Here is an 11,913-nt window from a genome sequence, read left to right as displayed (position 1 = left end):
TGGTGTTTAATTTTTTTAGTTGCTACAAAGTTGGATTCTTATATTTATGAATTTTATCATAAGAGGTGGAGTATAGTGAAATACAATAATCCTGTCGTTAAAGGTTTCTATCCAGACCCAAGTGTGATCAAAGTCAACGATACGTACTATATGGTGTGTAGTTCTTTTCAGTACTTTCCGGGCGTACCTCTCTTTGAAAGCAAGGATCTGCTGAATTGGAAGCAGATTGGTCATTGCCTCACTCGTAAAAGTCAGATTCAGCTGGAGACCGTGAGCAGTTCCGGGGGTGTATTTGCCCCAACGATCAGACACAATAACGGGCGTTTCTTCATGGTGACAACGAATGATACGACACATCAGAATTTCTATGTATGGACGGACGATATCTACGGAGAATGGTCTGAGCCTATTTACGTGGATCAAGGCGGGATTGATCCGGATTTGTATTTTGAAGACGGAAAGACCTTGTTTATGAGTAACGGGGTAGATGATGAAGGCGTTGGCGGAATTGTCCAGTGTGAGATTGAGATTGAAACTGGTCGCAAACTGACCCCGAGTCGTTCGATATGGAACGGAACAGGTGGACGATATCTGGAAAGCCCGCATCTGTATAAAATGAACGGTTACTATTACCTGCTTGCAGCTGAGGGCGGTACGGAGTATGGTCATATGGTTACGTATGCTCGGGGAACTTCGTCTTCGGGTCCGTTCGAAGCTTATGCACAAAATCCAGTTCTGACCAATCGTAATTTGGGCGGTTATGAGTTGCAGGGTGTGGGCCATGGTGACCTGGTTCAGGATGATCGGGGGAACTGGTGGCTCTTTCACCTAGGGTTCCGTCAGATTGGCAGATGGGCTACTTTCCATCATCTGGGCCGGGAAGTGTTCCTGACTCCGATTACGTTTGGTGAAGACGGATGGTTTACAGCCGGGCATGAAGGTACAACGCTGACGAGTTTTGAGACTAATCGTATCCCGGACACGGTGATCCAGCAGGACAAGAAGCATTATACGTTTGAAAATACAGATTGGAACCTCGACTGGTGTTACCTTCGTCATCCGAATGCAGAGCATTATCAGCTTGAATCAGACAAGCTTACGCTAACAGGAACTGATGTAACGCTGGATGTTCCGGCATCCCCGACGTTCATCGGGCTACGTCAGAAAGAATTTAATGCCACAATTTCAGTCGATGTCAGCCTGACAAATGGGGAAGCTGGTGTTACGATCTATATGGATGAGAATCATCATTATGAAGTGGCAATTTGTCAGGAGCAAGACGGCTATAAGGTGATCGAGCGTCTGAATATCGGTGATATCAAATCGATTGAAAAAGAAGTGGATATGGGAAATAAACAGCATGCTACGCTGGTCATCCGCTCAAGTCAGGAACGTTACAGCTTCTTGCTTCAAGCAGATGGTGAAGAGATTCTGCTAGGCACGGCACAGACAAGGTACCTGTCATCGGAAGTGGCTGGAGGTTTTACAGGCGTGCTTATTGGTCTATATGCGACGGGTAAAGATGCTGTAGCTGAGTTTACAAACTTCAAGTGTGACTATCATTAAGAAGTTAAGGGGAGTGCCTAAGGGTCCTTCTCTTTTTTGAATTTGTGTAAAAATTAAATATATTAATACATGCTAATAGAAGAGAGGCATTTAAACTTGGAAGAAGCTACTGTTATCTTTATTGGGTCGTTAAATAATCTACATGTAACAAAAGGTTAAAAAACTTGTTGTTTAATTATATAGCTAGATTGAATAACCAAGGAGGAGTTGCATGGAAGATCAATGGAGAATTGCAAAGTATGATCCGGCATGGCCTGTTTTGTTTCTCGAAACGAGTTCGAAATTAAGAGAAGCGTTAGGAGAAAAGGCCGTGCGGATTGACCATGTTGGGTCCACTTCAATTGCTGGAATAGATGCCAAACCCATCATAGATATACAAATATCTGTTTCCCAGCATGAAAATTTGTTGGACTACAAACGTGAGATCGAAACAGTCGGATTTGTATTCAGAGCAGAAAATCCAGATAAGACTAAACGTTACTTTCGTGAAGAACCCGGAAGCAGAAGGATACATGTACACGTTAGACAGGCAGGCAGTTTCTCCGAGCAGATGACCTTGCTGTTCAGAGACTATTTAAGGGAGCACCCAGAAGATTGTTTGAAATATGCAGAAGAAAAGCACAGACTCATGTCATTGTATAAAGATCAACGTCCCAAATATGTTGAAGGAAAAGGGCCAATGGTGTGGAGCATATTACAGAGAGCACATCGTTGGTCTCAAGATATCGGATGGCAACCGGCAAAATCTGACGCATGAGCAGATATAATCGGTAGAGATAACTTGCTTGGAGTGGTGAGATGGACATTAGAAGAAAGCTGATGACGACGGTTCTAACTATCATTTGTTTTACTTTGGCTGCAAGTCTCATATCGATGAATGAATCCTACAGTTTTGATTTTTACATTGTTATTTATCTGGTATATGCGACTCCGTTAATCCTATTGATTGGGCTACCTTTATCGATATTGCTGGACTATCTGCTCAGCCGAATACAATTCGCTAATCATGTGTTGTATCTAAGTACGAGGATATTGGGCTATGCATGTGCTGGAGTATTGGGCATGTGTATCTATTATGTGCTCATGGGCACAGGAGAAGAAATTTTGAATTTCAAAGAGACGTTAGTTCTGACCTTATTTGGTGTTCTTGCTGCTATTCTATTTGTGCTGATCGATATGGGATTGGAAGTTTTGTTAAAGATACAAAGAAGAAAGAGTTGAGTAGTATTAAATCGATTCGTCAGGAGGAAAACAAGATGACAACGCATTGTGCACTTCTAATCATTGACGTACAGGTAGCGATGTTTGATGAAGCTGATCCTGTGTATCAGAGGGAACGATTGCTTCAGAAAATCCAGATGTTAATTGCCAAGGCTCGTGAAGCAGGCCATTCCATCATATATATCCAACACAGCGAAGGGGCAGGCAGTCCACTGGAACGAGGAACTCCGGGGTGGGCCATTCATCCGTCCATTGCACCTATAGCTGGTGACCTCGTTATTGAAAAAGAGACACCGGATTCATTTCACAAAACCGATCTGCATCTGAAATTGCAAGAAAACGGCGTGACGGAGTTGATTCTCGCGGGTATGCAGACTGAGGTATGTGTAGACACGACTTGCCGCAGAGCGTACAGTCTGGGTTACACGGTCAATCTGGTTCGAGATGCACACAGCACATGGAATTCAAAGACACTTCAAGCGGAGCAGATTATTGAACATCACAATACGGTACTGAGACTGTTTGCCAACGTGATGGATATGGAGAATGCGCTGTAATGTTAGGAAAACGTAGGCGATTCTGGTTTTTCATAGGTGTGGCAATCATGTTTCTGTATTTTCTAATCACGAGTAATCCAGATCCAACTAAGCCGATTTCAAGAAATCAAGTGATAAGCACAGAGATGAGCATAGCCGTGTACACCAGGACAGGCGACGGTGGAGCACACGTTAGCATTGACAATGTTACGTTAAGTAAAGAAGACATTAGCCGTATAGTCGGCTGGCTGAATGCAGCTCCGGAATCGGCCAAAATACCAGTAGATGATGTCACAGGAAGCATAAGTGCAGGAATTGCTTTGAGATTAAAGCATAACGCTGAAATTACAATTCAATACAATCGGAAACAGATTATTGTAACCAGAAAAAGCAGATTTAATAGAAGTTCGAGATATATAGTTGATCAAAAGGACTTAAGAGATTTTATGGATCAAAAGCTAGAGGGGACATACTTTGGTGAAGATCCTGTTAGGGATGAGTAGGGGGAGAAATACATTGAAAATCCATAAAAGAATACTTAATCTATCAGCCTGGCTTGCTGTATTAGCCATCCTATGTATTCCTGGAACTTTACATACTGAGGATGGACCGCTCCGAACAGAGTATGGTTTCCCGATCCGATTCTTTACGAATTATCATTATGCTAATTCTGACGGAACAATCTGGTTTATATCTGGCATCTCTTTAAATGTACTTCTATATTTGTTCAATGTTCTGCTTATTTATACAGGTATTCATGTGATCTTGTATATAAAAAAGAGATTAACTATATAAATTAACTGAATATTTACTCGAAACGGAGAGGACAGAAAAAAACCTGAAGAAGCGAAGTGTTCGCCTTTATCCCCGAATTTTCCCATTATAAAATGAATCAAAAAAATCTGGGATAACAGCGATCGGAAGGTTGTTCTGTCATCGGAGTGGCCAGTGTAAATATTCAATAGTTTAACTTATATAGAATATAAAGATGGAGTGATTACGATGAAACAACTTCCAGTAGAATGGAAGTCAGACCGACTTATTGTCTCGAATGTGGAAGAATCCGATATTCCTGAACTTGAGTCCATATATGAGACCAGTCGGTACTTGCATCAATGGGATGGACAAGAGCATGATCGGAATTATGTGAAAGAATGTTTTGAAGAAGGCCACCTTCCGCCGGGAGGGAGGCTGGAGAATTATCGAATTCAATCCATTCGCACGAATGAGGATGACCGCTATATTGGTTTGTTAAGTGTATACCATGGGTATCCCTCCGAGGATTCGATCTATCTCGAATTTATATATATCCAGAGCGAGATCCAGAAGCAGGGATATGGACAAGAATTAATTCAGGCACTAACTCTCTACTTTTCCGAGCTTGGTTACAAGGAAATTCGAATTAACGTGGCGCTCAAAAATTGGCCTGCATTACGTTTCTGGATCAAATCCGGATTTAATCAGATTAGCGGAATTTATGGTGATCATGAACATTCGGATGATACCTTTGCCGATACAGAATTGATCAAATCTCTCTGAAAAAACATAGCCGATAAAGGGGAATAAACAATGGAAACATTCTTTCGTTATAACTGGATGGTGCGTGAGCAATGGTATGCGTGGTGTGCAGATGTCCCGCTTGAAGAATTACTGCGGCCTCGCACAGGTGGAGTAGGCAACATATTACAAACATTGTTTCATATCATTGATGTAGAGTGGAGCTGGCTTCAGTCACTTCAGGGCAAACCGGATGATGCAGAAGATTTTGCAAACTACCAGAACCTTGAGGCGGTAAGGCAATTGGATCGCAAGTTACGTCCTGATGTGGAGGCATTTGTTACAGCCTGGAATTCGAGTATGGAAAAAAGAGCTTATGTCGATCAACGCTCAGCTGGCAAGGTCGCTACAGATTCATGGGGAGAAGTTATGCGACATGTGATCGCCCATGAGATCCACCATATGGGACAGCTGTCGGTATGGGCCAGAGAATTGGGCAAACAGCCAGTATCCGCCAACGTCATTGGCAAAGGCCTAATCATACCTGATTAACAGGGAGATGCTGTCATAACATGGAAGGAGGAGAACGATGACGATTCAACTTAGCCGGATGAATTGGATAGAACTGGACGAACGTATCCAGCAGGTGATTAAACAGGAGGTTCAGATCATTCCCTTGCCACCTGGACTGGAAGCGAGTGTGATGAGAATCGAAATGGAAGATCAGCGGTACGTATTGAAAGTCTGGGACAAGGATTCTAAACCGGATATCGCCAAACAATATCGATTATTGTCTAAGCTTCATCAAAGTGGAATTCGTGTTTCTAAGCCCTACGGTTGGGGATTAGTCGACCAACAGAATCAAGTGCTGTTAACAAGCTATGATGGTGAACCGGTTACCCAATTGACACAAACCAAACTGACATATTTGGCTGAACGGTTAATGGAGGTCCATCGTTATCCGGTGAATGAAGTGGGTACTAGAGAAGAAGATGAAGAATACATATTCAGGTACGATTTTGTTCAATACTTTTTTCCTCAAATTGAGTTACATGACGATATAAATGATCTTCTGGCAAACTTGATCCAGCAGGTCCAGATCAGACAGGACCGCTTGATTCATGGCGATTATAATCTGGGAAACATTCTTGAGATGCACGACCATTACACCATCATCGATTGGACTAATGGGCAGTACGGTGATCCAAGATACGATATAGCATGGTCTGTGTTTCTGATCACCATCTATAATGGGGAAAGTTACGGCGAGGTGTATCGCGCTCAATTTGCACGTTCTTCAAGTTATGAGTACACGCTTGAAGAGGAGCGAGTTTTTGAAGCTATAGCTTGTCTGCGCTGGATTCTGTTAAGGCGCGTTGGGGATGTACCCATGGGGCCAGGTGTAATGGAAAGGGTTCACAGCATGGTTGTCCATAATCCATATTTGAATGAACATCTGCTGTAATCTTAATACGGGGATACACAATAACGACAGTATACAATTAAGTAATAGAAAGACCACGTTTCTCAAATAAAATAAACAGCCTGTCCTAAACCAGCGATCCTCGCATACCTATGATAATAGAGGAGCGTGATCGATATGGAGCAGAAAGTGCAAACTTACTTTGAACTGAAGCAACAGCAAAAAGATATTGAGCAGCAGTTGTCTGTACTACGAGATGAAATTGTGGCATATTGTGCAGAACAAGAGGTCTATGAGACGCAAGTTGGTGGTTACACGGTGAAAACAGTGCTTCAGAACCGGAAGGAATACGATGATCAGAAGCTGTATGCTTCTCTTCCAGACCCGGACATCTGGCGATTGTTGTCCAAGGTAGATAGCCATAAGCTGAAAAGCCTGATCAAGCTGAACATTCTGTCCGAAGATCAGATCAGCCCGGCATGCACAGTGAAACAGGTGACCTTGTTACAGGTGGACAAGTTGTAATGTGTCATACCCTATTCGTACATGAGTTGAATTAGACGGACCATCAATTATCACAAAGCACCTTCCAAGAAAATAGTTCTGTTGCCGTAAGCAGTGGAACGAACCTGGAGGTGTTTTTGTTTTGCGCACAGGGTCCGGGCTCATAAATAGTTAAATATGAGGGGGAAGAAGTATATTTTGTTCATTGTAAGCGTATTCAGAAAACGATATGATGAATAAAAATGGGCAGGGAGGAATTGTAAATGCCAACCGAAATTCCATCACTACATGCTGCGTACGCCGACACGTTCAAAATAGGTGCTGCTGTACATACTAGAATGTTGCAGTCCGAAGGGGATTTCATCGCCAAACACTTCAATAGCATCACGGCTGAAAATCAGATGAAATTTGAAGAAATTCACCCGGAAGAGGATCGGTATACATTTGAGGCGGCGGATCAAATTGTTGATTTTGCTGTTGCCCAAGGGATTGGGGTTCGCGGACATACTTTGGTCTGGCATAATCAAACATCGAAATGGGTCTTTGAGGATACCTCAGGTGCTCCCGCTTCCAGAGAGCTGTTATTATCTCGCTTGAAGCAACATATTGATACGGTAGTAGGTCGGTATAAGGGGCAAATATATGCGTGGGATGTTGTCAATGAAGCTGTTGAAGATAAGACCGACCTGTTCATGCGGGACACGAAGTGGTTAGAGCTGGTGGGGGAAGATTATTTGCTGCAAGCGTTCAGTATGGCTCATGAAGCTGATCCCAATGCACTTCTTTTCTATAATGACTACAATGAGACGGATCCGGTCAAACGGGAGAAAATATACAATCTGGTTCGTTCTTTGTTGGATAAGGGAGCACCTGTACATGGAATCGGCATGCAGGGACACTGGAATATCCATGGTCCTTCCATTGAAGAAATCCGGATGGCTATTGAACGATACGCTTCACTGGATGTACAGTTGCATGTTACCGAGCTGGACTTGTCGGTGTTTCGTTATGAGGATCGTCGGACCGATCTCACTACGCCCACTTTGGAAATGGCCGAGTTGCAGGAGCGTCGCTATGAAGAAATCTTCGATTTGTTCCGTGAGTATAAATCCTCCATTACCTCTGTGACATTCTGGGGAGTAGCGGACAATTATACCTGGCTGGATCATTTTCCGGTACGCGGACGCAAAAACTGGCCCTTTGTATTTGATCAACAGTTCCAGCCTAAGGAATCATTTTGGCGTATCATTAACCCTATGACCTGAACATCAGGGAAGTGGAGAGAATCGGTCACGATGTGGCCGATTTTTTGCTGTAGTCGATATAGATTATACAGTAGGGCTATCTCGTGCATGATCGAGGCGTTGATTTGTGTGGATGATAAAAATATGGTATTAAATGGAATTATGTGATAGGGTTGAAGAAATGGTGAACCAAATTCTTTCCTGAAATGAGATGAGAAGATGGATTACATCCGAAACTATTTAATTACTTTTGCCGGAAATTTTACATTTAGTTATTTTATCTTTGAAGAAGGTACTTTTGCCAAACCGCTGATGTTTGCTACATTCATGCTGTTGCTGATCATGACAATTGATTACATGAAAAGTAGAACAAAATATACATTGGAATAGGGTATGTCCATGGTTTATAGCGATTCTGGAGCATAGGGTCGTTTTTTTATTGTATATAGAACAGCTTCCATTTACATCAAGACCATTGTTCATTACACTTGATGAGTAGCACCTCGTTAACTCAATTCAGATCATCAGGAGGATATCATTATGCATCAATCCGCACATATTCAGGAAGCAAGAGATTACATATTAAACCGAATCCATACCAAACCTGCCGTAGGCATGATTCTGGGTTCGGGATTGGGTGCGCTCGCGGACGAGATTGAAAATGCGACCGTTATTCCGTATACAGAGATTCCGTATTTCGCCCAATCGGAGGCCATCGGTCATGCCAATGAATTAGTTATTGGGGAACTGATGGGCAAAACGGTTGTAGCGATGAAGGGGCGTCTTCATTATTATGAAGGTTTTACCCTGGATGAAGTGACATTCCCGGTTCGCATCATGAAGGCGCTGGGTGTCGAGCAATTGCTTATCACGAATGCCTGCGGAGCGATCAACACAAGCTTTGAGCCGGGCCAACTGATGCTCATTACAGATCATATTAACCTGGTAGGTAATAACCCGTTAATGGGACCGAATAACGCCGAACTGGGTGTGCGTTTCCCAGACGTATCACAGGTATACAATCGCGAACTGCGCAGCATTGCCCTGAAGGTTGCAGAAGAGCAGAATGTTGGCCTGCAGCAAGGTGTCTATGCATGGTGGAGTGGTCCGGCATATGAGACACCAGCCGAGATTCGCATGATTCGTACGATGGGTGCGGATGCAGTGGGTATGTCCACGGTACCTGAAGCCATTGTTGCCATCCATGGCGGTATGAAGGTACTGGGCATCTCCTGTTTGACCAACATGGCCTGTGGTATTCTCGATCAGCCGTTAAGTCATGACGAAGTCATTGAAGTGGCTGCGCAAGTGAAAACAACCTTTATCGGACTTGTGAAAGGTATCTTGAAAGAGATCTAATCACGAGATTATTGCAAGGGGCACTGTCTATGCGGAGTTTATCCGTGGGGCAGTGCTTTTGTTTTGGCAAAATGATGGAATTAACAAGTTAAGATAGTCATGCGCTCCCTTGTATTTCCTATCTCTGATATCGTACAGTTGAAAGACATGATCGTATGAGTGCATATATGTATAAACGTATGAATGATGGGAAAAAAAATGAGGTGTTATGGATGCAAAAGATTAGAAGAACGAGAGAAATTGAGGGCACGACTACCCCTGGCATTATACATAACGGCGGACAGCATTTTCTCATTTCGGTACAGATCTATGAAGACGGGATGGTCAATTGCTGGGAGTTGGTAGATCTGAAGGGATTGAAGCAGAAGATTGAGGATCAGTGGCTAGTCCCTGATGTACCAAACGGCGAGAATCTTTCCATTCATGGGCTGGGTGCCTACCGAGTGGAGCAGGCGAACTGGACATATAACAATAACAGCTATTATGGACATATTCAGCATAAGATCAGGGTGCTCAATCCGGAATTTCATAATATATATGAAATCACACCACGTCAGCAGCAACTGATGGATGCAAGAAGAGTGTCACACTCGCCCAAAGCGACTGATTTTGCAGTCGTACAAGAATTGTTTTATCAAACGATTACAGGAGACGGATTCTCCATTTTCATGAAATACGAAGGGCTGAATTATCTGGTTAACATGGTTGTATATGAGGATGGCAGGGTAGCCATCTATAATTTGCCGAGTCTCGTAGAGGCCTCAATGGATGAACTTGTAATTTGGTTCAGGGAAGGAATCTTGTTCACAACCATAAAGCAGCCAACCGTGATCTCGATACTTGATTTGGGGGAAGTTACGTTCTCGGAAGAAATCTACGCGGAAAAGGCCGAAGATAAATATTTGGAGTTACTGGATCTGCACAGGAAACTTAAGGGAGAACGATCTACTTCAGAGGAATGCCGACATGCCTATCATATGTATCTGGAGGACCCGAGTGAGTTCAATCGAGCGAGACTGAAGGAAACTTACGAACGCGTGCCTGAACACCAACGTATGTATCTGGGTGACATGGACACCAAGGATGCGGATTATCAACGAATCCTATATGCTCCTGAGGAGAAACGAGAAGTATAGAATTTCCATGCAATCGAGTCGAAACCTGAAATAACCGTATGCTTCACGAGCTGTTACTCGTGAGACATACGGTTATTTTATTTTACGGAACTATGAACCATCTGAGAATGATCATCCATGATTGCTGGCGTGGACTCCCTGATGATGGGTTTGGTCACAATATGCGAGACCTGATACGGTTGTGTCGGGTTTTTAATTCGAGATAATAGCATCTCTGCAGCCTTAATGCCCATTTCGTTGCTGTAAATATGAACCGTCGTTAGCGGAGGTTCAATAATTCGGGATTGGGGTGCGTTATCGAATCCGCATATGGCTACATCCTGTGGAACGGCAACATTTCTCGCTTTCAAAGCCCTGATTAGATCGACCGCAATAAAATCATTAGCGCATACGTAAGCGGAAGGTAAGGAAGTCAGCTCTGCCACTCGCTGGTTCAACCATCCTGGCTTGGAGAAACACAGGCGATCATTATCTAGGATGCAATGAGACAGGTCCACCTGCAACCCCGCCTCCAGCATCGCACGATGATATCCAACCCATCGTTCATTAAAACTCTTGCAGTGATTGTAATCTCCCGCGAATCCGATACTTGTGCAGCCGCTCTTAATTAATTTTTTGGTTATCTGATAGATGCTATGTTCATTCTCCATAAGGAGCAAATCTGCTTGGAATTCAGGATAACATATGTTGGAAGCGCAATCGATAAAGATCGTGGGGATGCCCAGATCGGTAATCAGTTGAGTGTATTCCAGATCAAATAATTCAATGCAAATGATGCCGTCTATTTTAGCAATATCAAAATTGTTGGGAAGTGTAAGCGTATCTTGATCGTCTTCGCGCACGATATGAATCGAGAGATTGTATCCCTCCGCACTAATTCTTTTCTCCAAACCGCTGATCAACAACGAACCAAAGTGAGATGTATTCGGCAGGTTTTCAGTTAACAGGGCGATATTGCCCGGAGTCTTCGTTAGAACAAGCTCATTTTCCATGTAGGCGAATTGCTTATATTTAAGTTCAATTGCTTTTTTAATTACACGATTTCGGGTCTCATCCGGGATGTTTCCGCTATCGTTTAATGCTTTGGAAGCCGTGTTCCTGGAGATCCCCAAAGCATCAGCGATGTCTTGTATCGTGACTTTTTCCTTAGCCATCTAATGCTTCACCTCTAATCCTCAATAGTCATCCATAATCTTCTCTAAGTCAAATGTATAATAGAACGGAACAAATAGCAATCTCTGTTTTACAAATGCACAATTGTATTTACATTTAGATGGTCGAATCTCATTTTCATAATTGTTCCAGAAGTTTCGTTAACTAGTGTAACAATAATAATCTATTACAGTAATGATGTTGGAAATATCTATACTTGTATTAACGATTGAGTGCTGTGTATATGCAAATTTAATCCCTTTTAGTTACATTAA

General features: G+C 43.0%; 14 protein-coding genes. 13 read left to right on the top strand and 1 reads right to left on the bottom strand.

Annotation, left to right across the window (positions count from 1 at the left end):
* The first annotated feature begins 75 nt into the window (after positions 1-75).
* The 13 genes from OM416_RS08830 (at position 76) to OM416_RS08770 (ending at position 10,486) form a co-directional block, all read left to right on the top strand.
* Positions 76-1,566 carry a glycoside hydrolase family 43 protein gene (locus OM416_RS08830; RefSeq protein ID WP_264928559.1) on the top strand — a complete coding sequence of 497 codons (1,491 nt, stop codon included), beginning with the start codon at positions 76-78 and terminating at the stop codon, positions 1,564-1,566.
* A gap of 211 nt (positions 1,567-1,777) precedes the next feature.
* A complete protein-coding gene (locus OM416_RS08825; RefSeq protein WP_264928557.1) occupies positions 1,778-2,323 on the top strand; it encodes a GrpB family protein in 546 nt (181 codons plus the stop codon).
* A gap of 41 nt (positions 2,324-2,364) precedes the next feature.
* Complete coding sequence (locus OM416_RS08820; protein ID WP_264928555.1) at positions 2,365-2,787, top strand: hypothetical protein; 423 nt, start codon at positions 2,365-2,367, stop codon at positions 2,785-2,787.
* 35 nt (positions 2,788-2,822) lie between these two features.
* Positions 2,823-3,344, top strand: coding sequence for a cysteine hydrolase family protein (locus tag OM416_RS08815; protein ID WP_264928553.1), 522 nt, complete (start codon positions 2,823-2,825; stop codon positions 3,342-3,344).
* Positions 3,344-3,826, top strand: a complete 483-nt coding sequence (locus OM416_RS08810; protein WP_264928551.1) for a hypothetical protein — start codon at positions 3,344-3,346, stop codon at positions 3,824-3,826. Before OM416_RS08815 ends, OM416_RS08810 begins: the two co-directional genes overlap by 1 nt.
* Positions 3,827-4,325: 499 nt before the next feature.
* Positions 4,326-4,862 (top strand): GNAT family N-acetyltransferase, encoded by a 537-nt coding sequence (locus OM416_RS08805; protein ID WP_264928549.1) that lies wholly within the window; start codon positions 4,326-4,328, stop codon positions 4,860-4,862.
* A gap of 30 nt (positions 4,863-4,892) precedes the next feature.
* On the top strand, positions 4,893-5,372 hold the full coding sequence (locus OM416_RS08800) for a DinB family protein (RefSeq protein WP_264928547.1): 480 nt from the start codon (positions 4,893-4,895) through the stop codon (positions 5,370-5,372).
* A gap of 37 nt (positions 5,373-5,409) precedes the next feature.
* Complete coding sequence (locus OM416_RS08795) at positions 5,410-6,285, top strand: aminoglycoside phosphotransferase family protein (RefSeq protein ID WP_264928545.1); 876 nt, start codon at positions 5,410-5,412, stop codon at positions 6,283-6,285.
* 135 nt (positions 6,286-6,420) lie between these two features.
* On the top strand, positions 6,421-6,768 hold the full coding sequence (locus tag OM416_RS08790; protein ID WP_264928543.1) for a hypothetical protein: 348 nt from the start codon (positions 6,421-6,423) through the stop codon (positions 6,766-6,768).
* Between the two features lie 242 nt (positions 6,769-7,010).
* Entirely contained in the window at positions 7,011-8,012 is a 1,002-nt protein-coding gene (locus OM416_RS08785) for an endo-1,4-beta-xylanase (protein WP_264928541.1), read from the top strand.
* 198 nt (positions 8,013-8,210) lie between these two features.
* A complete protein-coding gene (locus tag OM416_RS08780; protein ID WP_264928539.1) occupies positions 8,211-8,381 on the top strand; it encodes a hypothetical protein in 171 nt (56 codons plus the stop codon).
* Positions 8,382-8,531: 150 nt separating this feature from the next.
* Positions 8,532-9,350 carry a purine-nucleoside phosphorylase gene (locus OM416_RS08775; protein ID WP_062835781.1) on the top strand — a complete coding sequence of 273 codons (819 nt, stop codon included), beginning with the start codon at positions 8,532-8,534 and terminating at the stop codon, positions 9,348-9,350.
* 212 nt (positions 9,351-9,562) lie between these two features.
* The gene (locus tag OM416_RS08770; RefSeq protein WP_264928536.1) at positions 9,563-10,486 is read left to right on the top strand and encodes a hypothetical protein; all 924 of its coding nucleotides are present in this window, start codon (positions 9,563-9,565) and stop codon (positions 10,484-10,486) included.
* A gap of 77 nt (positions 10,487-10,563) precedes the next feature.
* On the opposite strand, the gene OM416_RS08765 is transcribed toward OM416_RS08770, so the two are convergent.
* The gene (locus OM416_RS08765) at positions 10,564-11,640 is read right to left on the bottom strand and encodes a LacI family DNA-binding transcriptional regulator (RefSeq protein ID WP_264928534.1); all 1,077 of its coding nucleotides are present in this window, start codon (positions 11,638-11,640) and stop codon (positions 10,564-10,566) included.
* Positions 11,641-11,913 lie beyond the last annotated feature (273 nt).

Origin of the sequence: Paenibacillus sp. LS1, assembly GCF_026013365.1 — a bacterium.
Lineage (GTDB): Bacteria > Bacillota > Bacilli > Paenibacillales > Paenibacillaceae > Paenibacillus.
This window is presented reverse-complemented; position numbering and strand designations above follow the sequence as displayed.

What these genes read in the sequence shown, in the direction of transcription:
- OM416_RS08825 (WP_264928557.1), top strand. Translation starts at nt 1,778, where the DNA reads ATGGAAGATCAATGGAGAATTGCAAAGTATGATCCGGCATGGCCTGTT.
- OM416_RS08820 (WP_264928555.1), top strand. Translation starts at nt 2,365, where the DNA reads ATGGACATTAGAAGAAAGCTGATGACGACGGTTCTAACTATCATTTGT.
- OM416_RS08815 (WP_264928553.1), top strand. Translation starts at nt 2,823, where the DNA reads ATGACAACGCATTGTGCACTTCTAATCATTGACGTACAGGTAGCGATG.
- OM416_RS08810 (WP_264928551.1), top strand. Translation starts at nt 3,344, where the DNA reads ATGTTAGGAAAACGTAGGCGATTCTGGTTTTTCATAGGTGTGGCAATC.
- OM416_RS08805 (WP_264928549.1), top strand. Translation starts at nt 4,326, where the DNA reads ATGAAACAACTTCCAGTAGAATGGAAGTCAGACCGACTTATTGTCTCG.
- OM416_RS08800 (WP_264928547.1), top strand. Translation starts at nt 4,893, where the DNA reads ATGGAAACATTCTTTCGTTATAACTGGATGGTGCGTGAGCAATGGTAT.
- OM416_RS08795 (WP_264928545.1), top strand. Translation starts at nt 5,410, where the DNA reads ATGACGATTCAACTTAGCCGGATGAATTGGATAGAACTGGACGAACGT.
- OM416_RS08790 (WP_264928543.1), top strand. Translation starts at nt 6,421, where the DNA reads ATGGAGCAGAAAGTGCAAACTTACTTTGAACTGAAGCAACAGCAAAAA.
- OM416_RS08785 (WP_264928541.1), top strand. Translation starts at nt 7,011, where the DNA reads ATGCCAACCGAAATTCCATCACTACATGCTGCGTACGCCGACACGTTC.
- OM416_RS08780 (WP_264928539.1), top strand. Translation starts at nt 8,211, where the DNA reads ATGGATTACATCCGAAACTATTTAATTACTTTTGCCGGAAATTTTACA.
- OM416_RS08775 (WP_062835781.1), top strand. Translation starts at nt 8,532, where the DNA reads ATGCATCAATCCGCACATATTCAGGAAGCAAGAGATTACATATTAAAC.
- OM416_RS08770 (WP_264928536.1), top strand. Translation starts at nt 9,563, where the DNA reads ATGCAAAAGATTAGAAGAACGAGAGAAATTGAGGGCACGACTACCCCT.
- OM416_RS08765 (WP_264928534.1), bottom strand. Translation starts at nt 11,640, where the DNA reads ATGGCTAAGGAAAAAGTCACGATACAAGACATCGCTGATGCTTTGGGG.